The 25963-nt window shown below is 34.5% G+C and carries 18 protein-coding genes; 12 read left to right on the top strand and 6 right to left on the bottom strand.

What is annotated here, in order from left to right; all coding sequences use genetic code 11:
* Position 1: 1 nt before the first annotated feature.
* From JMI89_RS01285 to recB, 4 genes are all read left to right on the top strand, one after another.
* Positions 2-3829: a translocation/assembly module TamB domain-containing protein gene (locus JMI89_RS01285; protein WP_220679120.1), complete on the top strand. Its 3828-nt coding sequence runs from the start codon at positions 2-4 to the stop codon at positions 3827-3829.
* A 191-nt stretch (positions 3830-4020) separates the two neighbouring features.
* Complete coding sequence (locus JMI89_RS01280) at positions 4021-4317, top strand: YfcZ/YiiS family protein (RefSeq protein WP_220679119.1); 297 nt, start codon at positions 4021-4023, stop codon at positions 4315-4317.
* Positions 4318-4488: 171 nt separating this feature from the next.
* On the top strand, positions 4489-4950 hold the full coding sequence (sixA, locus tag JMI89_RS01275; protein ID WP_220679118.1) for a phosphohistidine phosphatase SixA: 462 nt from the start codon (positions 4489-4491) through the stop codon (positions 4948-4950).
* Entirely contained in the window at positions 4929-8510 is a 3582-nt protein-coding gene (gene recB, locus JMI89_RS01270; protein ID WP_220679117.1) for an exodeoxyribonuclease V subunit beta, read from the top strand. The genes sixA and recB overlap by 22 nt, the downstream gene beginning before the upstream one ends.
* A 79-nt stretch (positions 8511-8589) precedes the next feature.
* Here the strand turns inward: recB and JMI89_RS01265 are convergent, their stop codons facing one another.
* The 3 genes from JMI89_RS01265 to JMI89_RS01255 all read right to left on the bottom strand — a co-directional run bounded on the left by JMI89_RS01265 (position 8590) and on the right by JMI89_RS01255 (position 12424).
* Positions 8590-9762 carry a 5-methyltetrahydropteroyltriglutamate--homocysteine S-methyltransferase gene (locus JMI89_RS01265; RefSeq protein WP_220679116.1) on the bottom strand — a complete coding sequence of 391 codons (1173 nt, stop codon included), beginning with the start codon at positions 9760-9762 and terminating at the stop codon, positions 8590-8592.
* A 10-nt stretch (positions 9763-9772) separates the two neighbouring features.
* Positions 9773-11092 carry an MFS transporter gene (locus JMI89_RS01260; RefSeq protein WP_220679115.1) on the bottom strand — a complete coding sequence of 440 codons (1320 nt, stop codon included), beginning with the start codon at positions 11090-11092 and terminating at the stop codon, positions 9773-9775.
* Positions 11093-11299: 207 nt separating this feature from the next.
* The gene (locus JMI89_RS01255; RefSeq protein WP_220679114.1) at positions 11300-12424 is read right to left on the bottom strand and encodes a 5-methyltetrahydropteroyltriglutamate--homocysteine S-methyltransferase; all 1125 of its coding nucleotides are present in this window, start codon (positions 12422-12424) and stop codon (positions 11300-11302) included.
* A 283-nt stretch (positions 12425-12707) separates the two neighbouring features.
* Between JMI89_RS01255 and lexA the strand changes: the two genes are divergently transcribed.
* The 4 genes from lexA (at position 12708) to JMI89_RS01235 (ending at position 15091) form a co-directional block, all read left to right on the top strand.
* A complete protein-coding gene (gene lexA, locus JMI89_RS01250; protein ID WP_187755709.1) occupies positions 12708-13322 on the top strand; it encodes a transcriptional repressor LexA in 615 nt (204 codons plus the stop codon).
* A 56-nt stretch (positions 13323-13378) separates the two neighbouring features.
* A complete protein-coding gene (locus JMI89_RS01245; protein WP_187755708.1) occupies positions 13379-13741 on the top strand; it encodes a hypothetical protein in 363 nt (120 codons plus the stop codon).
* Between the two features lie 326 nt (positions 13742-14067).
* Positions 14068-14700, top strand: coding sequence for a glutathione S-transferase N-terminal domain-containing protein (locus JMI89_RS01240; RefSeq protein ID WP_187755707.1), 633 nt, complete (start codon positions 14068-14070; stop codon positions 14698-14700).
* A 4-nt stretch (positions 14701-14704) separates the two neighbouring features.
* Positions 14705-15091, top strand: coding sequence for a ClpXP protease specificity-enhancing factor (locus JMI89_RS01235; protein WP_187755706.1), 387 nt, complete (start codon positions 14705-14707; stop codon positions 15089-15091).
* A gap of 127 nt (positions 15092-15218) precedes the next feature.
* On the opposite strand, the gene JMI89_RS01230 is transcribed toward JMI89_RS01235, so the two are convergent.
* Entirely contained in the window at positions 15219-17165 is a 1947-nt protein-coding gene (locus JMI89_RS01230; protein ID WP_220679113.1) for an exoribonuclease II, read from the bottom strand.
* A 208-nt stretch (positions 17166-17373) separates the two neighbouring features.
* Here JMI89_RS01230 and JMI89_RS01225 point away from each other — a divergent pair, with 208 nt between their 5' ends.
* From JMI89_RS01225 to JMI89_RS01210, 4 genes are all read left to right on the top strand, one after another.
* Complete coding sequence (locus tag JMI89_RS01225; protein ID WP_187755704.1) at positions 17374-18135, top strand: alpha/beta fold hydrolase; 762 nt, start codon at positions 17374-17376, stop codon at positions 18133-18135.
* A gap of 300 nt (positions 18136-18435) precedes the next feature.
* On the top strand, positions 18436-20565 hold the full coding sequence (pnp, locus tag JMI89_RS01220; RefSeq protein ID WP_187755703.1) for a polyribonucleotide nucleotidyltransferase: 2130 nt from the start codon (positions 18436-18438) through the stop codon (positions 20563-20565).
* A gap of 59 nt (positions 20566-20624) precedes the next feature.
* Entirely contained in the window at positions 20625-21503 is an 879-nt protein-coding gene (gene nlpI / locus JMI89_RS01215) for a lipoprotein NlpI (RefSeq protein WP_187755702.1), read from the top strand.
* 324 nt (positions 21504-21827) lie between these two features.
* Positions 21828-23630: a DEAD/DEAH family ATP-dependent RNA helicase gene (locus tag JMI89_RS01210; protein WP_220679112.1), complete on the top strand. Its 1803-nt coding sequence runs from the start codon at positions 21828-21830 to the stop codon at positions 23628-23630.
* 74 nt (positions 23631-23704) lie between these two features.
* On the opposite strand, the gene pssA is transcribed toward JMI89_RS01210, so the two are convergent.
* Positions 23705-25060: a CDP-diacylglycerol--serine O-phosphatidyltransferase gene (pssA, locus tag JMI89_RS01205; RefSeq protein ID WP_220679111.1), complete on the bottom strand. Its 1356-nt coding sequence runs from the start codon at positions 25058-25060 to the stop codon at positions 23705-23707.
* Between the two features lie 219 nt (positions 25061-25279).
* On the bottom strand, positions 25280-25960 hold the full coding sequence (locus tag JMI89_RS01200; RefSeq protein ID WP_187755699.1) for an ATP-binding cassette domain-containing protein: 681 nt from the start codon (positions 25958-25960) through the stop codon (positions 25280-25282).
* Positions 25961-25963: the final 3 nt, after the last annotated feature.

Below are 25963 nucleotides of genomic sequence, written 5' to 3'. Positions count from 1 at the left end.
TATGAAAAGCCCACAACGAATTAAAAAAGTAACAAAAATGAGGCGTATTCGGAAATGGAAAGTCCGTAGCCTAGTGACTTTATGTATACTGACGTTTATTATTGTTTTATTAACTACCTTTATTTATACCAGTTTAGGTATTAAAGTCATTAGCAGTGTAATTGAAAAAGCGGTTCCTCAAATACAGATAAAGCATGCAAAAGGAGCATTAAATGATCTGAATATTGATGGTTTTACATTTAAAATGGATGGGGTTGAAGTCTCGGTTGGTGAAGCGAGAGTCTCACTTTCCGGATTATGCCTGATTAAGGGCAAAATTTGTGTTAAATCCTTTCAAGCCAAAGATATTTATGTCAACATAGAGACCGATAAAATTCCCAAAAGTGAATCTAAAACCGAACAACCTCAATCATTAAAACGTTTTGTAGTAAAAACTCCTTTACCAATTGAATTAAAGTCGGCACAATTAGAAAAAGTTAATGTTAATGTGGATAATATGCATTTTGAGCTGTCTTCTTTTCAAGGACAAGCAAATTGGATAAATCAATTTATTTATGTGTTACCTACTACGGCAATGGATGTTAAGGCCATTTTTCCCGATTGGAAAAGCAATCCCTCTTCATCAAACTTAAAACCCAAAAAATCACCTTTTGCGATCAATGAAACGATCGAAACATTATTTAATCAACCTTTAATTCAATCTTTACCTAATGTAAATATTCCCTTAGATATTTTTGTTAATCATTTAACTGGTAATGGTTGGGTATTACATATAGGTGGTAATGATTATTTTTTTGATGATGTTGTAATTGAAGCAAGTACCGTCAATAGTTTGGTTGATGTTAGATTGGTTGAAACGAATGCAACAAGCGATTATGCCAAAGCTCATATACAAGTCAAAGGGCAAATCAAATTAAGAGATGAATGGCCTATTAAAACAGATATTCTAGCAAAAACAAATAATACTACGGCAAAAAATAGTTCAGAATTCAATAGTCATTTTGAGGGGCAATTACTTGGCGAGTTAGCAACGCAAACGCATATTAAAGGATTAAATCAAGCAGATATCTTTGCTAAAATTAATTTTTTTGAAAAATATATGCCGTTAACACTAAAAATGAGTGGTAAACATCTACAATGGCCAGTAATAAATAAGGCAGATTATCAACTAAATGATTTTGATATAGATTTATCAGGCTTGGCAAATCTTTATCATTTTAATGTCAAAGGTGAAGTGAATAGTAAAGATATATTACCAACTCATATTGAGATTCAATCAAATGGAACGAATGAGTATATTGACATAAATAAAACTAAAATCTCTCTACCACAAGGCGAATTGGCTTTATCCGGCAAGATTAGTTGGTTAAATAAGTTACATTGGGATACAAAAATTAATTTCAATCAAATTGATCTAAGCCAATGGTCATTGACATATCCCATTAAAATGAACGGTAATTTATTAACAAGTGGCGAATATGATGAACGTGCCTGGTTAATCAATTTAAATCGCGTTAACTTAACCGGGGAAATCAATCACGCTCCGTTACAAATAAGTGGTGATTTAGGTATTAATTCCAATCAATATTTGTTAGCTAATAACTTTAATCTTAATTGGGATAGCAATCGTATTGAATTAAATGGGTCTACCAAACAAGACGATTTCATTGCAAATGTAAATTTTCCTAATTTAAAGGTTATTAATCCAAAAATTTTGGGTAATATTGTTGGGCATGTCAATATCAAAGGAACTTTAAAGCAACCAATAATTACCTCTAATTTGGTTATTAATAAATTAATTTTACAAGATATCGTTTTAGAACAAGCCGTTTTGAACGGTGAAATAAGTTATAGCAATATGATTAACGGTGATATTAGTCTAAAATTAAAAAAATTTAATATGCCTAATATGAGTGTAAATAATGCAACTGTTTCTTTACAAGGTAATGAGCAAAAGCATCAGTTAACGCTTAACGTTAACGGTAAACCGTTATCCAGCGAGATATTACTCAATGGTTCTTTTAATAAAAATCGCAGTCAATGGCAGGGAATAATGTCGCAAGCCAATGCTAAAGTCGGTAAAAATAATCTTTGGCAAATCAATCATCCAATTGTGATAGATTATGACATTAACCGCAAATTAACTAAGATTTTTGCACATTGCTGGTTAAATACCCAATCAAGCATTTGTTTAGATAATGACATTGTTTTGGCTAATAAAGGTATGGCAGAGATCAGTTTAAAAAATATTGATCTTGATTTAATTGATCCCTTTATTAATTCCCAAACCAATATTGCTGGTTATATTAATGGTAAAGCAAATATTAAATGGGATCCGAATACTAAAATACCAACCATAACAGTTAATCTATCAGGTAATAATGTGCATGTAAGACAACAAATTTCTTCGCAAACATTACCGATACCATTTGATTTATTTAATATTGACGCTAATCTTAATGATAAACAAGCCAATTTAAAATGGAGATTTGGTTTTAAAAATTTGGGTAAATTTAAAGGTGATATTCGAATTATAGAGCCATTAACAACCAAACGTCTAGATGGTCAGATTGATATTGATAATTTATCTCTCGCCATGATTAACCCATTACTTAATGATAATGAACATGCAAATGGTTTCATTAATAGTCACCTAAAATTTTCAGGAAGTTTACTTGACCCTTATATTACGGGTAACTTTGACTTAGAACATAGTGAGATTAAAACTAATCAATTACCCGTAGATGTCCGTTCAATTATGATTGATATGGATTTCAATGGTAAATCATCCGATTTGAAAGGAACCATGAAAACCAAGGCTGGCGTGGTAAATATTAATGGCAAAGCCAATTGGAAAAATATTGATAACTGGGATTCGACTATATCTGTAAAAGGTGATGCGCTTGAAGTTAATATTGCACCATTATTAACGATGCAAATTATTCCTGATATTCACATAACAGCTAATCAGCAACAGTTAGATCTAACGGGACAAGTAACTATTCCCAAAGCAAATATTCAAGTCGAATCTTTACCACCATCTACCGTAGATGTGTCATCAGATGAAGTTATGTTAGATAATCATTTACAGCCGGTACAAGCAAAAAATTCTACAATGGCAATTAATAGTCATGTTTTGGTTTCATTGGGAGATGATGTCACCATTGATGCATATGGATTAGCTGCTAATTTAACCGGAAAATTATTTGTTACCCAAAGTATAAAAGGTACGACAGTTAACGGACAAATCAATATCCCAAAAGGTCGGTTTCATGCTTATGGTCAAGATTTAGTAGTTCGCAAAGGGGAAATTATTTTTGCCGGGTTACCTGAACAACCGCGGATAAATATCGAAGCCATTCGCAATCAAGAATCTATTGATGACAATGTTACGGCAGGTATCAAAGTGACTGGACTTGCTGATGAACCAAAAGTTGAGATTTTTTCCGATCCTGCAATGTCACAGCAGGAAGCGCTTTCTTATCTATTACGTGGCCAAGGCCTATCGAGTGATGAACAGAGTGATAATGATATGTTCACCGCTTTACTTATTGGCTTAGGAACGGCTCAAACGGGTAGTTTGGTTGGCGATATTGGCAATACTTTTGGTATTAAAAACCTAAGTTTAGACACCCAAGGCGTTGGTAATAGCCAAAAAGTGGTAGTCAGCGGCTATCTTTTACCCAATTTACAATTAAAATATGGTGTTGGTATTTTCGATTCATTGGCGGTATTTACGTTACGTTATCGCTTATTACCACGATTATATTTAGATGTTGCTTCTGGATTGGATCAAACTGTTGATTTAATTTATCAATTTGAATTTTAGTTGTCTTAATTAATATGTAATACTTTAATTGTTTGAATTAAGTTATGTTAGTTACTTGCAGATATTGATTAACTTGCAATATATCCAGTAAAGCGCCATCAAAAACTATAAAATCGTTTTGATTAAGTATATACTTAAACACCAATACGACAGTAAAAATTAAACTAATTAAAGAATTTCAGAGGTAATCCATGTCAAATTCTATAAATAAATGTAAAAGCAATGAGACTCCGGCTTGTTGCTGTGTAGATGTCGGTACCATTATTGATAATGATGATTGTACGGCAGAATATAAAAATGTTTTTGCTTCTGAGAAGTTAGCACAAGAAAAACTCAATCAACTTACGCAAGCAGCGCGGGATGTTGAATCGGAACCTTGTCAAATTGAAAGCCAAATTGATCAGCTTGACGATGGTTATCAACTTTCAGCTAAATTTCATTTTAGTTGCGGCGCTGAATGTTTAATTTTTCAACTTAAATTACGTTAAATAGTGATTGCTTCGCTATTCTTACTTAGGAGTAGTTCTTACTATGAAAGAATGGCGGGGTAGTTTTAGGTTATTTGTTTGATAATAACTAAAACTTAGTTAATCACTATTAGGCATAACTTCTATTTTGTAACAAACCATTTATAGCGAATGTATTGAGATAAACGAATAATGCTAAAAGTTTACATTATGCGACATGGTGAAGCGGGATATTCAGCGATATCAGACTCCAGTCGACCTTTAACTTCTTTTGGTCAAAAACAATGTGCATCGGTAGCATATTGGTTCAAACAGCACGATATCGTTATTGATCTTGCTATGGTCAGTCCTTACTTGCGTGCTCAGCAGTCATTTGCTTTTTTTCCTGATCAGATATTAGTAAATAAAATAGAAACGAGCCAATGGTTAACACCAAGTGGTAATACGGATCAAGTGATCAATAGTTTAATTACGCTACCATCACTTGGCATCTCTTCGGTGTTATTAGTTTCTCATTTGCCATTAGTTGGTTATTTAGTTAATGATTTATGCCCACATATTGCGCCACCAATGTTTTCACCTGCAGATGTAGCTTTTGTTACTCTATCTGCAGAAGGTCAAGGTAAGTTGGAATGGTTTCATCATCCAATATAACATCAGCTATTGAACTTAACCTCTTTACGTTACCCCTAACTGGACGTTCTTTGATTGAAGCTTCAGCGGGAACTGGTAAAACTTATTCGTTATCATTTATTTATTTACGATTGTTACTCGGTATTGGCGATAAGGGATATTCCCGGGCATTAACAGTTGAAGAAATTTTGGTGGTCACATTTACTAAAGCCGCCACTGAAGAACTACGTTATCGCATTCGACAAAATATTTATCAACTACGCAAGGCATGCTTACAAGGTTATCATGACGATGCAAATTATCAACAATTACTCAAACTTATTGAAGATAAAGAATCAGCAGCTAAACGTTTGTATTATGCAGAACAAAGCATGGATCAAGCAGCCATCTTTACTATACATAGTTTTTGCCAACGGTTATTGACTACTTATGCATTTGAAGCCGGTAGTTTATTTCAAAAAGTCTTACTCAAAGATGAGACTAATCTCTATTTACAAAAAGTACAAGATTTTTGGCGAGATTACTTTACGCCAATGTCTGCTGATTTGGCAAAAATTATTTGGCAAAACTGGGCTGATCCACAAGCCTTATTAGCTGATATTATGCCTTATATTAATCGTGATATACCGGAAAATATTCAGTTATCTTCCACCCCGTTGTTAGAACGAATTAATGATTTTCATCGGTACAATATTTACCAAATAAATACCATTAAAAGTGAATGGTTAGCCAATGTTGATGATATTCATATGATTATTATGCAATCTGGGGTGAACAATAAGAGCTATGCTAAAAATCATTTAGCACGGTGGTTAAAAACTGTCACTCAATGGGCTCAATCGCCGACTGATGATTATACAATTCCAGTAAAAGAACTTAGTAAATTTAGTCAGACAGAATTAAATAATAAAACTGAACGTGACAAAATCGCACCTAGCCATCCTTTATTTTCGCAAATTGAACAATTTATTGCTCAATCATTTAGTTTAAAAGATACCTTTTTATTTGATATAACCAAACTCATCAGTCAAAACATACAAAAAGAAAAAGGTATCACTGCACAGATGGGATTCGATGATTTATTGACTGATTTGAAGCAAGCATTATATAGCCAAAATGGTAGCTATTTGGTTAAACAAATCGTAGCACAATATCCGGTTGCTATGATTGACGAATTTCAAGATACAGATCCAGTACAATATCAGATTTTTGATCGTATTTATCAAGATCGTGAAAATACGTTATTGCTGTTTATTGGTGATCCCAAACAAGCAATATACAGTTTCCGTGGCGCAGATATTTTTACTTATATTAAAGCAAAACTATCGGTAGATCATCGTTTTACTATGACGACTAATTGGCGTTCTATTCCGTCCATGGTTGCTGCCGTTAATAATTTGTTTTCGTTAAAAAATGATCCTTTTATTTTTCAGCAGATACCATTTATTCCGATGCATAGTGCTGAAGCAAATCAATGCAATGCGTTTTTAGTAAATGACCGTGTTGTTAATGCGCTCAGTTGTTATTTATTACCAGATTGTATAACTTCTAACAATGATTACCTTAATTATGCAGCACAGTGCTGTGCTGAACAAATTGCACAATGGTTATTGGCAGATAGCTATTTTATTAATAAACTGGGACAAAAAAAGGCGATTATTTCATCTGATATCGCAGTGCTTGTTCGTACAGCACGTGAGGCTGAAATCATTCAGCAAGCGTTAATCAAACGTCATATTAAAAGTGTTTATATTTCTAATCATCGCAGTGTATTTAAATCAACCGAAGCTAAAGAAGTTTTACGTATATTACAGGCTGTGATGATGCCAACAGATGAAAATTATCTGCGTAGTGCCTTAGCAACTTGCTTAATTGGTGCATCAATGGCTGATATTGATCAATTATCTTATGATCAACAAGTGTTAGAAAATTTAGTTGATGAATTTAATACATACCAAACTATTTGGCAGAATAATGGTATATTGGTAATGTTACGATACTTAATGAATCGGCGCCAAATCGCAGAAAATTTATTAATGCGCGATGAAGGTGAGCGAACAATTACCAATTTTATGCATTTAGGGGAGTTACTACAGGAAATTTCTCAAGAATTGGATACTCCTCATGCTATTATCCGTTGGTTAAATAAACAAATTAATGAACCTGATTACAATATCACTAATCATGAACAACGGCTAGAGAGCGATGAAAATTTAATTAATATTATTACCATACATAAATCTAAGGGATTAGAGTATCCAATAGTATTTTTACCATTTATTGGCACATATCGTGAGTCAGATAGCCATATATATCATGAACGGCAAACCTATTCTACGCATTATGCTTTTGAACTTACGCCACAAATCAAACAGTTAATTGAGCAGGAGCGTCTTGCTGAAGATGTTAGATTATTGTATGTTGCGTTAACGCGTTCGATTTATCATTGTAGTTTTGTGTTAGCTGGATTAAAAAAAGGGCGGGCTAAACAGTTATCTTTAAATCAATCAGCAATTGGTCATTTGCTTTTAGAAGCATCAGAAAATGATTATTCGGCTTTGCAACAAAAATTAATGCATTGGCGTGATTTAGTTGTTATTGATGTTAAACTTCCAGTTCCTGTTACTTTTTTGCGCTATCAAACATCAGAACTTAACTCCTTAGTGGCAAATCTATTTACCCGCAAATTAGATTATTCATGGCGAGTCACCAGTTATTCGGGGTTACAACAGTCGTCAAGTTATCGTAATCATACAACTGATTTTATCAATGATATCAAGCCGGCTTTTGATAGTGAAGTTTTATCAGATACCAATCAAACCAATGATGTCGGCCAGTTTATCGGAGATGATATGGTTAAAGAAGAATCAATTAATCGCTTTGATATTCACCATTTTCCTAAAGGCGCGATGGTTGGAACCGTTTTGCATGAATGTTTTGAAATAATCGATTTTAAACAGCCTGATTTGCCTTCAATTACGAGTCAAATAATCGATAAATTGAATTTACCCGATGACTGGCGTTTACCCTTAATGGAATGGTTGACCATGGTTTGTTCAACGCCTTTAATGGATGGTTTGTCATTATCACAGATATCCAACGAACAACGCTTAAATGAATTGCAATTCTTTTTACCCATTCGTCATCAGGTAATAGCAAATGATCTTGATCGGATTTGTAAACAGTTTGATGCTTTGTCTAATCAATGTCCACCGCTTGATTTTATGACAGTTCAAGGGATGTTAAAAGGTTATATTGATATGATTTTTATGTGGCAAGGGAAATATTATATTGTTGATTATAAATCAAATTATTTAGGTGCCAGTGCTGAAGATTATACCCAAATGGCAATGCATCAAGCCATGTGTGAACATCGTTATGACTTGCAATATCAACTTTATTCACTAGCGTTACATCGTTATTTGAGAAGTCGTATTGCCAATTATCAATATCCAATTCATTTCGGTGGTGTTTATTACTTATTTATCCGTGGTATGTCAACACAACATCCACAAAATGGCGTTTTTTATACTAAGCCAGATGTTAAATTGATTGATGAGTTAGATCATTTATTTGGATAATCCAACATCTGACTTATTTTTCGTACGAGTGATTAGTATCGCCAACGATGAATACTACGGCTCAAATTCAGGCTAAGGATTAAACTGTTCCCCATACTTCTTTGGCAATATCGGTAACTAAAGCAATTTTAGCCCATTGTTGTTCTTCCGTTAAAGCGTTACCCTCTTCGGTAGAAGCAAAACCACATTGGGTACTTAGGCATAGCCGTTCTAAAGGTAAATATTGACTAGCTTCTTTAATGCGTTTTATCACAGCTTGTTTATCTTCCAATTCACCTACTTTAGATGAAATCAAACCTAATACTACTTGTTTATCACCTGATACTTTGGCAAGCGGAGAAAAGTCGCCAGCACGCTCTGTATCGAATTCTAGATAGTAGGCATGCACATTTTCACGGGCGAAGAGATATGAGGCAACGGGTTGATAACCTCCACTAGCAGCCCAGGTTGAGCGATAATTACCCCGACAAACATGTGTTGTTAAGACTAAATCTGGTGGTGCATTAACGATCGCAGCATTATTAAGCTGTACAAATATTTCTGCTAAATCTTGTATAGATTGGCTGATAACAGTGGCATTTGATGCACAATTGCAATCACATTTTGAAGCTGAATTGGCAACGCCTGCATTGTTATAACGACTATCTACCATCATACCCCAAGTACAATCATCAAGTTGTACATTACGGCAACCAATGGCATAAATTTGTTGAATAAATGTTTGATAAGCATTGGCAATATCTTGTAACAAATCTGTTTGTGAAGGATAAATGCTTTCAGTCGCTGCTTTATTTTCGGGACGATAGAGCTCTTTAAAAAATTGAGCTGGAGCAGGGATGGTGATGCGCGGAACAATATCACTTTCAGCAAATGGTAATAGAAAACGGAAATGCTCAATGAAAGGATGATTTTCACCACTTATTTTACCAGTTAAACGTGCTGTTTCGGGACGTGACTCGACACCCTGGAACTTGTAACCTTCCTTAAGTGAAGCTTTTTCAACACCTTGTAATCCCCACATGAAATCAAGATGCCACCAGCTACGACGAAATTCACCGTCAGTGATGACATGAAGCCCAGCCGCTTTTTGCTTAGCAACCAATTCAGTTATTGCTCTGTTTTCGATATCGGTTAATTCTTTTTGCGTTATTTTGCCATGTACAAATTGTGTTCGGGCTTGAATTAAAAAATCAGGTCTTAGGTAACTGCCGACAACGTCTGCCCGAAATGGGGGATTTAGTAATGTTTTCATAGTGACTCCTTCAATTTTTTATTTTTTGATACGGCTTTATAATAACCACACATATAGCAGAAATTAATAATGGCAATGCTAAAATAAAGAAATAATAATTTGGTGTTAATTTAGCCGAAATTAGCAACCCAGCAACATAAGGTCCTAGGGTACCTCCTAATCGAGCAAGACCTAATACAATACCTGTGCCAGTTGTTCTGATCTGGGGAGGGTAGATGGTTGGGGTCGTTGCATATAATCCAGCCATTGCGCCAAAAATAGTATAACCAATAAATGCAATTAAACTAAATAATAAAGGTAAACTATTACTACTCAAACCGAATCCAGTGACGAACACAAAAGCCATGACAAGCATGATCGCAGTGATTTTGGTAACCACATATTTTTTTGATAACCAGCCCATGGATATGCCGCCGGTAATACCAATAATATTCATAATTAATGAAGCGGTAATACTGAGATCTTTAGAATGACCTAAATTAACTAATATTTTAGGTGTCCAATTGATAAGAAAATAAAATGAACTCATCAACATAGAAACACTAATACATAGCAAGAGGGTCGCCTTAAAAATAGCAGGATTAAAAAGTAAGCTAAATTGTTGAATGCCAAGTACATGATCCTGTTGTTCGACTTTAGGGAAAGTTGCACATGTGTTTAATTGTAATTTTTCTAATAAATGATTAAGCTTTAGCAAGGCTTGCTCATTATTTTTCGTCAAGATAAAATCAAGTGATTCTGGCAAAAACAAAAATACGATTGGAATCATAATGATGGAAAAGATTCCACCCAAATAAAAAACATATTGCCAACCGAAATATTTGATAACAAAAATATAAATGATACCACCTATTACCGAACCAACTGTATAGCTTGCAGCCATAATACTGATCATTAATGAACGATACTGATTTGATGAATATTCGGCAATAACGGTATTGATACCAGGTAATATAGCGCCCATTCCAAGTCCTGCGAATACACGGGCAATGACCAATTCGAGAAAATGAGTTGATAGCGCTGAGGCGATCATACCAACAGATAAAATAACCAAACAGATAAGAATAATAATTCGCCGTCCGAATTGATCAGCAAAGGGGGGAATGACCAAGGAGCCAACCACCATACCGATTAAGCCAGCACTAAATAATAATCCTAATTGTTCTGGTGCTAAGTTCCATTGTTCTGATATTGATGGCGCGACAAATGCGATGGTCATCACATCATAACCATCAATCATACTAATTAAAATACAGACAATAATAGCTAAAATTTGGAAATGATTCATCGGTCGATCATTGATGATTTGTTTAATTTGTGCAACTTTCATTAAGTTTTCTCATTTTTTAAAGACAATGCTTATTGCTGTTAGGTAAAGCGATTAGCTCGATAATTATGTTAGACAAAGTCAAATAATCAGTTGAAAAATTGACAATTTTAAAAACATCATCAATGTGACTTAACGTCTTATAAAAATAAGAAGTTAAATCGTTCAACTTATTGTCTTAATCTGGCGAATTAGGGGGGGCACTTCGGATTAATGAATTTCAGTCGATCCCCAAACAGATTGTGCAATTTCAACCGTTAATTGTAGTTTTGCTTTTTGATCTGATAGTGTCACATTATTACCATGCACCGTACTACTGAATCCACACTGTGGTGAAAGTGCTAATTGATCTATCGATGCATATTTGGCAGCTTGATCGATACGGCGTTTGATATCATTTTGATTTTCTAATTGGGGAAATTTGCTAGAGATTAAGCCTAAAATAGCAATTTTTCCTTTAGGCAGATATTTTAAAGGTTCAAATCCACCACTACGATCATCATCATATTCAAGAAAATAACCATCTAGATTCATTTCACTCAATAAAGCTTCTGCAACCGGCCCATAATGTCCACTTGCCGCAAAAGTACTTTTAAAGTTACCACGACATAAATGGATTGTTAACACTAAATCTTTGGGTTTTAAATTAACAACTTTATTAATGAATTCGGCATACTTAAAGGGTAATAAGTTAGGATCATCACCACGTTTTCGAGCTGCCTCACGCATTTTTTCATCACATAAATAAGCGAGATTAGTGTCATCCATTTGAACATGGCGACATCCGGCTTGATGAAGTGCAATTAATTCTTGTGCATAAGCTTGGGCAACATCATTATAAAAATCCGGTTCTAGAACTGGATAAGCTTGTTTATCAATACCATTACGACCGCCACGAAAATGTAACATCGTTGGTGATGGAATCGTCACTTTTGCCACTGAACTAGGGGTTATTTGGCTATTTAAATATTTAAAGTCAGCGAGTTGAATATCTTTAACATGTTTTACTTTTCCCGTGACACGAATATTAGGTGGTAGCAATTTTTCTTTACCATTATTATCAATTACTGTAGCGGGTGCGTCAGTAGTGACTCCACCAAGTTGTTGTAAAAAATCTAAGTGAAAATAAGTGCGACGAAATTCTCCATCTGTGATACTACGAATGCCAACTTGTTCCTGAAATTTCACAATATCTATAATCGCTTTATTTTCTATTTCTCTTAACTGTTCGATATTAATTTGTTGGTTAGCAAATTGCGCACGAGCATCAAGTAGAAATTGTGGTCGTAAAAAGCTACCAACATGATCTGCACGAAAGATGGGATAAGTATTCATTATTATTTCCTTATAATTATCTTTATTGTATTAGGATGGAGAAACGTCAAAATCAATAATAATTATAAGAGTGATTATTAATTATTAACAAATTGATAATGTTTATATTTATCTATAGTTTTTAACTATAACGAAATAGAGACAATAATAATTTTGAAGATATTTTATTGAGGGGATTTGTTTTTAATATTGTTATAAATCATATTATGTTTTATAAAATGTTTTGCTTTCTGAGTTTAACTGTATATAATCACATAATCTGTATAAAAAAACAGGGATAATTATGAAGGCACTTACACAGCGTCAACAGCAAATTTATGATTTAATTAAAGATCATATTAGTTCAACCGGAATGCCACCAACCCGTGCTGAAATTGCTAAGCAATTGGGGTTTCGTTCCGCTAATGCCGCAGAAGAACATTTAAAAGCACTCGCGCGTAAGGGGGCAATCGAAATGATCGCCGGTTCATCACGTGGTATTCGTCTATTAATGGAAGAAGAGATATCAACTGGATTACCATTGATAGGGCAAGTTGCTGCAGGCTCACCAATTTTAGCACAAGAACACATTGAAGGGCATTTTCAAATCGATCCAAATTTATTTAAACCAAATGCCGATTTTTTGCTGCGAGTTAATGGAATGTCAATGAAAAATATTGGTATATTAGATGGTGATCTTTTAGCAGTACACAAAACACAGGATGTACGTAATGGACAAGTTGTTGTTGCCCGAATTGGCGATGAGGTAACTGTTAAGCGATTAGAGCGTCGTGGTTCAAAAATCCGTTTATTAGCTGAAAATGAAGATTTTTCACCTATTAATGTTGATTTAAAAACGCAAGAATTTGAGATTGAAGGACTCGCTGTTGGTGTAATTCGTAACGCTTCTTGGATGTAATTTAACATGAAATGAGTTAATATACCTTACTAGCTATTTTTATGAGGTAATTAGCAATGTGGCTTTTCTGGCTATTTGAAATATTAGCATTAATTGCAGTTTTTGTTCTAATTTTTCTGTATTGTCATTGGTTTAAAAAACGATTTTGGTCTTTTTTAAAGCAATATCTTAAATGGATAGCTCTGGTCATTTTAGCGGTCTGGCTATTGATCGCTGTTTTATGTTGGCATCACCTTTATGATGCAACTTTTTGCTATTTTAGAGGTGTTAGCATGAAGGCGAATACGAAATATTCGCTATTTTTAGGTGAATGCCAAATTGAAACGCCTAGTGGAGCTTATGTTCCAGTGCAAAGAGCCAGAGCGCTGCCTGGTAATTCTGAGCACCATGACGATTATCAAGATTATGGTTATAACTGATTTTTTGTTTTATTAAGTTGGTAGCGACCTTATTGGTCGCTTTTTAATTTCTTTGATTTTATTAGTTATTGAAAGGTAATAAATTTTCGACATACGATGATTTATTCATTTTTAATGATTATTTTGTGATCAATGACAAAACTATTGATAAATTATTAAAAACATAAAAATATAACCTATTGACTTTAAACAATTTATTAACAATGCAATAGTTTATTTAATAAATAAAATTGAATAACTATTAATTTTTTAACATTTTTATTTTGCAATTTGCTAAAATATGTTCACACACTTAAAATTGTTAAAATGTAAAATTTGGAGTTATCATGGCAGTTGCTGTTAATAAACGTTCTGTAATGACTTTATTTTGTGACACAACAGATATTTATGGTCATCAGATTCGTTTGGTTTTAGCGGAAAAGGGTATAACGGCCGAAATCGAATTTGTGCAAGCAAACAACTTACCGCAAGAGTTATTAGATCTCAACCCTTATGGTTCAATTCCAACATTAATTGATCGCGATTTAACCCTTTACGAGCCACATATTGCAATGGAATATCTTGATGAACGTTTTCCTCATCCGCCATTAATGCCTGTTTATCCTATTGTGCGAGCCAATGCTCGTTTGACGATGTATCGGATTCGTAAAGAATGGTATAGTGCATATCAAACAATTATTGATGATCCCAAATCACCGGAAGCAAAAGTAGCGCGTAAATCGTTACAGGATGATCTGACAGCTGTTTCAGTGATGTTTAAAGAGACACCTTATTTTATGAGTGAAGACTTCACATTGTGTGATTGTTATTTTGCTCCGTTATTATGGCGCTTACCGTTATTGGATATAACGCTACCTAAGGTCGCTGAAAAACATTACCTCAATTATATGGCACGGGTATTTGAACGCCCTGGGTTTATTGAATCATTAACTGAAGACGAAAAAAAAATTAGAGCTTAATATAATGGAAGTTACCGAAATGACTCCGCGTCGTCCTTATCTTTTTCGAGCAATGTATGATTGGATTCTAGATAATGAATTAACACCTTATATTATGGTTAATACAACTGTCGATGGGGTGATGGTGCCCACCGAATTCATTAAAGACAACCAAATTATACTTAATATTGCACCACATTCAGTGGGGCAATATTGCATGACGAATCAACAAATTGAATTTAATGCCAGATTTTCTGGTACGCCACAACATATTATTGTACCGATGGCTGCTGTCGAAGCGATTTATGCTAGAGAAAACGGTGTTGGATTAGGATTCGAGCATGAATCGCAATACGATAAAAAAGAACCAGCACCAAATAAAACCACTAATCCTTTCCGGGTGGTAAAATAAGTAACAATAAAGAGTTACTATACATGTTATTAATCTACTAACTTAATAATATAAACGAGCAAATAAAAATGGGTCATAATGACCCTTTTTTTATTTCCGTTTTTTTCTTGTAAAATTAGCATGATTACTAACTTATGCTTGGTAGTTCGGCAAGTTTGACAATAATGCCTGCTCCATCAGCTTTTACTTCATTAATAACAACGTCTAATTTATCAAGTAGTTGATAAGTTGTTGTTTGATTAATGGTAATCTTTCCAGCTTCTGGTTGAATAGAAATTTCATCGCGTATCGGATGTAATAATGATAAAGGCAAAAAAGCAATTGCACCAATTTCAGTCAATCTTACTCTTGCTCCCCCACGGTTAATATCGATAATTTCAGCTGTAAAAGATTGATCTAACTTATCACTTAAATATTGGCTATATAACTTTTGATTAATATCACGTTCAGCTAACCGGAGAGCTTTACGACGTTCATTAATAACAGTAAGAACCTGTTGTTCGGGAGGTGTCGTTGATTGATTAAGTATTAGTGCTTTGAGCAATCGGTGATTAGCTAAATCGCCATATTTTCTGATTGGCGACGTCCATGTTGCGTAAGCAGATAATCCCATACTAAAATGAGCACTTGGTGTGGTGGCAAAATCTACTATGCTTAAAAATCGTCTTAAACGATATTCTAATAACGGATTGTCATCAATTGTTCGACGCAAAGTTTTATAGCCTTCAAGTGTTGCTAATTGTTCTTTAGTAAGTTGGTCAATCTGCTGTTCGGCTAATAATTTCATCACTAAGTCTAGATACTTAGCTTCAAAACCATTGTGTATATTAAAAATACCAAAACCAAGTTCAGAGGCCATTTTATGCGTAAATGCTTGATTGGCAATGACCATCATTTCTTCAACAATTTTATGTGCTATCCGTCTTGATTCTTTTAAAATATTAGTTAACTGTAAATGTTCATCAAATATAAAGCGGTATTCATTTTTATCTTTAAATACTAATGCATGCTCGGAACGCCATTGGATTCTAAGTTTAGCTAATTGCTCGAATAATGCTAACTGTTGCGGTAAACTCGCAATTGGCGATGTTAGTGGTATATTGTCTTCAATAAAATCGGATACTTCACTGTAACTTAATTTAGCTTTAGATGTAACCCAAGCTAAGGTGAATCGCGTTGCTGAATAGATTATTTCTCCTTGTGAGTTTATGGTGATTTGGGCTACTACAGCTGGGCGTTTTTCATGTGGTTTCAATGAACACAGATCATTAGCTAATACTTTTGGTAACATTGATATAGTATAATTTGGTAAATAAGTACTAAAACTGCGTTGCACAGCTTGTTGATTGGTAGCACTTTCAGCAATAAAATAAGTACTTGGATCGGCAATGGCGATTGAAAGTAAAAAATGATGATTGTCATCAGTAGTAATGCTAATTGCATCATCCATGTCTAGCGTTTCTTTACTATCAATGGTAAAAAAATCGATATCCGTAAAATCCTGCCGCACTTTTGATTCCGCCTCATTTAATGTGAAAAGCTCATCTAGCGGTGCTGCGGTTTCTAAATTATGCCGAGCAAGTGTTTTTAGCCATAATAAATCAGGCGCAGAATCTTCGGCAACAAATTGCATGGCTTCGGCGATAAACATATGTTTATCGTTTTCAAGAGCATGAGTAAGTAATTTTGCTTTGACCCAGTCACCGTTTTTTAGTTGATGATTTAGATGACCATTCACCTTACATTTAATGAATTTATGAGGCAAATTTTCTGGCACTATAGTCATCATTTTATTATTATACGTAATCCTACCTAAAAAAGATTGTAATGATGATTCAATAATTGTTTCGGGCTCGAAAGATTCTTTATCATTTTTAGTAATGATTTGCCCACTAACTCTGTCACCATTAACGACATTTTTCATATGTTGTGAGGCAATGAAATAACTTTTTTTATTATCCGTTTCTAAAAAACCAAAACCTTTTTCATGAGCGTGAATAATACCTTCCACTCTAGGGGTTTGTTGATAAAGTTGTTGTTTTAATTGTGCCAAGAGTGGATTATTTTGTAACATAATTTTATTTTTTGCCGTTAAAAGTTTTATGATTTTAACATAACTTAAACGATAAGTCTGAATTTGTCTGGATTTTATGAGTGATTTTGATTATTTTAACTTAAATGTGGGGGAAGTTTGTAACTGTTGTTAAAAAAGAGCATATACTAATTATGCCGTCTTATATTGTGTTTTATTGAATCCATTAAATTACACCTTTTATATCGCTATGAAACTGAATTATAAGATTCAAGGTCAAGGACCTACAATACTGCTATTACATGGCTTATTTGGTAATTTAGACAACCTTGGTATTATTGCGCGTGCTTTTAACCATCAATACCAAATTATTCAAGTAGATTTACGTAATCATGGTTTATCGCCCTGGTCTAATAATATGAATTATACTGTCATGGCTGAGGATATTGTCGAATTAATTCAATCGTTAGCAGTCGAAGAGCTGATTATTATTGGCCATTCAATGGGGGGAAAAGTTGCCATGCGATTAACTGAAATGATTCCAACTAGAATAAAATCTTTGATCATTTTAGATATTGCCCCCGTTATTTATACCGCTGATTCACATAGTCAAGTATTTAAAGCGATTAATGCTTGTACCTCTTATATTCAAGGTCAGCAAGTACCTAATGACCGTAATACAGTGCAACAAGTAATGATTCAATATCTGAGTCAATCGACAATCCAATTTTTATTGAAATCCTACAAATCGGATCATTGGTTATTTAATTTTCCAGTCATCGAAAAACATTATTCAGATATTCTTGGTTGGCAAGATATAACGCCTTACTATCAGCCAGTGTTATTTATTAAAGGAAGTCATTCTGAATATATTAAACAGGAATATCATAGCGATATTCTAAACCAATTTCCTTATGCAGTTATCGAAACGGTTGAGTCAGCCGGGCATAATGTTCATTCTGAACAACCTCAAACGGTTATTGCTTTAATTGAGCAATGGATTAATCATTAATACCTAACATAAATTAAATAGATTGTAATGGTATAATCTTTTTCATAAACATCGATAAGCGGTTAGGTTTTGTATTAATTTAGTATGACATTAACCTATTTTAATGTATAATTAGTGCGTTTTGTTTGAAGATCATCATTTCATGTTCCGTACGGCTAATGAGAGCTTTACTAATAATTTCCTAATTGCTGATTTTATCTCAATGCCCCTTTGTTAAGGGAGGTATTATTCAGTAGATTTGTCATTAGTCGTAACAATGAAGGTGATCTCTTTATTTTATTTATTTAATGGAGATTTACTTTGTTTAAACCAACTATTCAAAAATTCCAATATGGCCGTCATACTGTTACTTTAGAAACCGGTATTATGGCTCGTCAGGCAACTGCTGCTGTTATGGTTAATATGGACGATACTGAGGTATTTGTTACTGTTGTTGCTGATAAAAAAGTTAAAGAAGGTCAAGATTTTTTCCCTCTAACCGTTAATTACCAGGAACGGACTTATGCTGCCGGGCGCATCCCTGGTGGATTTTTTAAACGAGAAGGTCGTCCTAGTGAAGGTGAGACGTTAATAGCACGTTTAATTGATCGTCCTTTACGCCCATTATTCCCTGAAGGGTTTGTTAACGAAATTCAAATCATTGCTACTGTTGTGTCAGTTAATCCACAGGTGAGTCCAGACTTAGTTGCTATGATTGGTGCTTCAACTGCCTTATGTTTATCTGGTGTACCATTTCATGGTCCGATTGGTGCAGCAAGAGTCGGCTTAATTGATGGTGAATTTGTGCTTAATCCATTAGTTGATGAATTACCGAAAAGTCGTTTAGATCTTGTGGTGGCCGGTACTGAAAGTGCGGTATTAATGGTTGAGTCAGAAGCTGATCTACTATCTGAAGAACATATGTTAGCCGCGGTAGTGTTTGGGCATGAGCAACAACAAGTTGTTATTAATAATATCAATGAGTTTGTGGCTAAAGCGGGCTGTGAAAAATGGGATTGGGTTGCACCAGCTAAAAATGAAGCCTTATATAATTCAGTGGCTGAACTAGCTAAAGAGCGTATTGGTCAAGCTTATCATATTACGCAAAAACAAGAGCGTTATGCCCAAATTGATCAAATTAAAGAAGATGTTTTAGCAGCATTAAAAGCGAATAATGAAGAATTAAATGAGATTGAAGTATTAAATATTATTACTGAGATTGAGAGCCAAACAGTACGTCAACGCGTATTAGCGGGTGAACCACGTATTGATGGTCGTGAAAAAGATATGATTCGAGCGCTTGATGTACGTACTAATCTATTAGCAAGAACACACGGTAGTGCATTATTTACACGAGGTGAGACGCAAGCATTAGTTACAGCGACGCTTGGTACTGAGCGTGATGCACAAATTATTGATGAATTAACTGGTGAAGTAACTGATCGTTTCTTATTCCACTACAACTTTCCTCCTTATTCAGTCGGTGAAACTGGAATGGTTGGTTCTCCTAAACGTCGTGAAATTGGTCATGGTCGTTTAGCCAAACGTGGCGTGGCTGCGGTAATGCCTAAGCCAAGTGAATTCCCATATACAGTGCGTGTCGTTTCTGAGATTACTGAATCTAATGGATCATCTTCAATGGCTTCTGTTTGTGGTGCTTCACTTGCATTGATGGATGCTGGTGTACCGATTAAAGCTTCTGTTGCCGGTATTGCGATGGGATTGGTAAAAGAAGGTGATAACTTCGTGGTATTGTCTGATATTCTTGGTGATGAAGATCATCTGGGAGATATGGACTTCAAAGTTGCTGGAACAAACGAAGGTATAAGTGCATTGCAGATGGACATCAAAATTGAAGGTATCACCAAAGAAATTATGCAAATAGCCTTAAATCAGGCTAAAGGGGCACGTTTACATATTTTAAGTGTTATGGAACAGGCAATTAATCGCCCTCGTGAAGAAATTTCTGAGTTTGCTCCACGTATTTATACGATGAAAATTAATCCAGAAAAAATTCGCGATATTATTGGTAAAGGTGGTGCAACCATTCGTGCTTTAACTGAAGAAACTGGAACAACAGTTGAAATTGAGGATGATGGTACAGTTAAGATTGCTGCATCAGATGGCAATAAAGCTAAAGCTGCAATGAAACGTATCAATGATTTAACTGCTGAAGTTGAAGTAGGTCAAATTTATAATGGTAAAGTTGTTCGTATTGTTGATTTTGGAGCATTTGTATCGATAATTGGTGGTAAAGAAGGCTTAGTTCATGTGTCTCAAATTGCTGATCATCGTGTAGAAAAAGTTACTGATGTTTTATCTGTTGGTCAAGAAGTGTTAGTTAAAGTGTTGGAAATCGATCGTCAAGGTCGCATTCGTTTAAGTATGAAAGATGCGATTAATAGCGGTAGTGAGTCTTCACCATCATCTAGCGCCAATAGCGCAGAGTAATAATTATCGCTATACGTATTTATGTATTAGTAAAAGATGATTAAACACGGGAGCTTATTATGAAAATATACAACTTGAAAAAACTATGGTTTTTATTATGCACCGTTGCAATTTCGAGTTGTATATCAGGTTGTCAGATGTTACATTCTGATAATGTTTCATTAATGGCTGTACCTTTACAAGTTTCATTTGAAAATGAAGCGAAAATTGCGAAATTGAGCCAGCAGTTATATATCAAAGATATTGATAATGATACGAAAATGCAGCTATTATATAAGCGTGCGGTTCTTTATGATGAGATTGGGTTAAAAGCGTTTGCGCAGCGTGATTTTACTCATATACTCAATATCGACAGTACAGTACCTGAAGTTTATAATTATCTCGGGATATCAGCAGCAAATAATGGTGATTATGATGCTGCGTTTTTATCCTTTAATTCAGCAATAGAGCTCGATCCCAACTATTATTACGCTTATTTCAACAGAGCAGTTGCGTTATATCAATATCAACGATATCAATCTGCTTTTGATGATATTTTAACGTATTACCGCTTTGATATTAATGATCCACTAAGATTGCTTTGGATTTATTTAATAGCGGAAAAATTGGATCAGGCTAAAGCCAAATCACTATTAATTGATGCTTATAATCAATTGGCTGATAAAACCGTTTGGGGTAGCGATATCGTTGCCTTTTATCTTGGTAAAATTAGCGAAAAACAATTGATGGATAATATTCAACAAGGTGTTGATAATAATAAAATTTTAGCGCAACGCCTTTGTGAAACTTATTTTTACTTAGGAAAATATTACCAAAGTAAAGGTAACAATAAACGTGCCGAAGTGTTATTTAAGTATGCATTAGCAAATAATGTCTATAATTATTTAGAACACAAACAGGCACTCTTTGAAATAAAACAACTGACTGATAAACAGTAAGTTGTATAAGGTCATGCCAGTTTAGATGTGAATATTAGTTATAGCAGCGTTCTTTATTTAACCATCTGATGGATTTTACTCATATTATTAATGAATTCGTTTTAATTTATTTGTCAATATCTCTTATATATTAAGGATAGTGATGATATTTTTATCTGATTTAAGAATTTAAATTGGCTAATGTAAAACCAACAACCATTAAAGAAGTATGAGAACGATCGTGAGATGTTTTGTTATTTTTGGGTGAGTTGTTATATTCATTACGTAGGCTGGCATTATTAGTTGTTAACCAAACTGTTGTTATACAGTTTAGAGCGAGTTTACATGACAAAAGAAATTTCTTTCATCGACCTTGGTTTATCCGAGGAAATCTTAAATGCATTAACTGATCTTGGTTTCTCAAAACCATCACCGATTCAAACCGAATGTATTCCTTTATTATTAGAGGGCAATGATGTGCTTGGAATGGCACAGACTGGAAGTGGTAAAACAGCTGCGTTTTCAATTCCGTTCTTAATGAAAATCGATCCTGATTTAAAAGCGCCACAGGTGTTGGTACTTGCTCCAACACGAGAACTAGCTATACAGGTAGCTGAAGCCTGTACTGAATATGCTAAATATATGAAAGGTATCAAAGTATTAGCCCTTTATGGTGGTCAACGTTATGATGTACAATTACGTGCCTTAAAACAAGGACCACAAATTGTGGTAGGAACACCAGGTCGATTACTTGATCATTTAAATCGAAAAACACTTGATCTTTCTAATCTAAAAGGATTAGTACTGGATGAAGCTGATGAAATGTTACGCATGGGATTTATTGATGATGTTGAAAGTATCATGGCAGCGATTCCTGATGATCACCAAACAGCATTATTTTCAGCAACTATGCCTGCGCCGATTCGTCGTATTACCAAACGTTTTATGCATAATCCACAAGAAGTGCAAATTAAATCTACTAATCAAACGGCACCAGATATCGATCAAAGCTATTGGTTAGTGAGAGGTGTACGTAAAAATGAAGCATTAATCCGCTTTTTGGAAGCAGAAGATTTCGATGCGGCAATTATTTTTGTGCGTACCAAATCAGCAACGCTAGAAGTCGCTGATATTTTAGAACAACACGGTTATAGTAGCGCGGCATTAAACGGCGATATGACGCAACAATTACGTGAACAAACACTCGATCGTTTACGTAATGGTCGTTTGGATATTTTGATTGCTACTGATGTAGCTGCACGTGGTTTGGATGTTGAGCGAATCAGTTTAGTGATTAACTATGATATCACCTTAGATTCAGAGTCATATGTTCATCGTATCGGTCGTACTGGTCGTGCAGGACGAGCTGGGCGAGCAATATTGTTTGTAGATAGTCGTGAACGTCGTTTATTACGTAATATTGAACAGACCATTAAAAAACCTGTACCAGAAGTATCATTACCAAATAAAGAACTTTTGGAACAGCGTCGTTTAGCTAAGTTTTCGCAACGTGTTGCACAGCAGATTGAAGCAAAGGATTTGGATAATTACCGTGAACTTTTACCGAAACTATTACAAAGTGATGACACCGATATGGAAACCCTCGCTGCAGCATTATTAAAGCTAGCGCAAGGTGAACGTCCGCTTATTTTACCACCTGATCCAGAATTTAAACCATCTCGTGCTGATCGTGAGCGTCCAGATCGCCGTTTGAAAGGGGATAAACGTGAATCACCGAAACGACGTGAGCGTCGTGATGTTGGAGAAATGGATCTTTATCGTATTGAAGTGGGTAAAGAAAACGGTGTGGATGTTCGTAATATTGTTGGGGCTATTGCCAATGAAGGTGATATTAGTAGCCGTTATATTGGTAATATCAAACTGTATGAAAAATATTCAACAGTGGAATTACCGAAAGATATGCCAAAGGATTTATTGCGTCATTTTGAAACAGTACGTGTTATGAATATTCCAATGAATATGCGTTTAGTTGATAATCGTAATGATGCTAAAAAAGGTAATCGTCGCGGTGTACGTAAATCGGATAGCCCATTTGATGATATGCCAAAGCGTCGTGGTAGACCGAGTTCAAAAAGTAATGATAGTGAAGGAGCAGTGAAACGTCGCGCCGGACGTAAATCTAACTAGTCACAAAATCATTTTACTAACGAAAAAACCCGAATCAATAGGATTCGGGTTGTTATAATAAAAAATTTAATTACTTATAACAAACGTTTAATGATTCGGTCGATCTGAATACGACCTAAACGATTGATGAGTTTCTGTACTTGTATAGGATAGAATTGACTAGCTTGAATTTGTTGGAAATGGTTCACTAACAATGTTTTAACACGTATCTGTTGCAATTCTTGTCTAAATTGACTATATAATTGCTGTTTTGGATCATGGACTAAGATACCATTTTCTAAATCCAGTCGCCAAGCGCGCGGATTGATATTGTTTCCAGTAATAAGTACCCATTCATCGTCAACCCAAATTCCTTTTAAATGGTAACTATTATCTTCATCTTTCCATAATCTGATAATTAATTGTTCTTTATCTATATATGGCTGTAATCGTTCAATAAATTGACGTAAATTAACTTCGTATAGATAAGGTAATCCACCGATAATATTAAATGGTTGATCTTCTGGAATATAAAAGTCATTAGCGGTTTTATCACCGACGATAATTTCAACCTTTTTACCTTTTCTCAATTGACGAATAATATCTTTTATAATTATCTGAGGAAGATTAAAGTATGGTGTACAAAATACGATTTTTTCATTTGCACTCAAAATTAGATGGTGGATGACTTGATTCAGCTGATTACTTTTTCCCAAACCAACTATAGGCGTAACACTTAATGAACTGTTAAGGCTATCACCTTTAAATTGATAATTTGCTTGTGCTAAATGATGACGGAAAACTTTAATTGCTGATTTTAATTGTTTACGCGTCTTAAGATTATCACTGTCTAGCCGTTGGACAGCTTCATAAGTTAGAAATTGTTGATCAATGAACGTTACCATACTATCAGCTAAAATCGGATTAGTGATAATGTGATAGCGATCGTAGCGGTACTTATCGAGCTTATGTAAATACACATTATTAATACTAGCCCCCGTATACAGCAGAGTATCATCAATGATACTGCCTTTTAAATGTAAAACGCCTAACACTTCACGACGATTCACTGGTACGCCATATATAGCAACATCAATTTCTGGGTTCTGTTGTTTTAATTGATGATAAAAATGTGCATTGGTATCGGCCATACCTTCACCAATTCGACCACGTTGAGCACGGTGCCAGTCGACAAAAATTTTAACATCTAATTGTGGGGTATTACGTTTAGCCTCGTAGATCGCTTGCAGGATTTCTTGACCTGCTTCATCGCGTTCAAGATAAAGGGCAATAATATAGATACGCTTTTGAGCACACTTAATTGCATTAAGTAATGTTTGTCGGTATTCGTTAGGTGTGGCTAAAATCTGATAATTTTCAGGTTGCTGTTCTAACTTAACTAATTCATTAAGATACTTCTGATGATTATATTTAATAAAAGGTATTCGCATAAGATTATTTATTATTTTTACGCTTAAAATTTTTCATAGGATACCATATTTTATTCAATTGGTATATTTTGGTAGATAACGTATTGAAATAACAGTTAACTTTTCGAAAGATGTCAATAATCCTGAATATTTGAAACCCAATATTTTGCCTGTTTTATCAGATAATCGTTGTAATATACTGCGACCCATTTGAAAAGAAGCACAAAAAAATGTTTTGAGTTAGATCCATCCTTTAAGAAAATCATCCTCTAAAATTTTTTGTGTGACATCGAATCGGTAAAGTTGACCTTGATCGATGATGGCAACATGTTGGGCCAATGCTTTAACTTCATTGATATTATGTGAAATATATAAAATAGGAATTTTCATTTCAATAGCTAAAAATTGGATATAACGAATTAACTCTTTCTTGCGGGGCATATCTAATGCTGATAATGGTTCATCCATTAATAATAGTTGAGGATTAGATAATAATGCACGGCCTATGGCAACGCGTTGTTTTTCTCCACCAGATAACATAGCCGGATATCGATTTAGTAATCGTCGAATGTTTAATACATCAACAATTTCATCTATTCGATGTTCCATTATGGATTTCATTCCGTAACGTAAATTTTTTAGAACGTTGAAATGCGGAAACAGTAATGCATCTTGAAAAACTGTGGCAATATTACGTTGTTGGGCAGTGATATATTGCTTTTGTTCAATATTAACTAATGTTTTACCATTAAGTTGTATTGAACCGCTATCAGGTTTGATCAAACCATTAATTATGTTAAGTAGGGTAGATTTACCAGAACCAGAAACGCCGAGAATCGCCGTAATTCCCTGACATTCCACAGATTGCTTAAAAGACAATGTAAATCCAGATAACTTTTTTTCAATATTAATGTCCAACATGGT

This window comes from Frischella sp. Ac48 (assembly GCF_019641635.1).
GTDB classification, from domain to species: domain Bacteria; phylum Pseudomonadota; class Gammaproteobacteria; order Enterobacterales; family Orbaceae; genus Frischella; species Frischella japonica.
The sequence above is the reverse complement of the archived record's forward strand: the minus strand, read 5'-3'. Positions and strand labels throughout refer to the sequence as shown.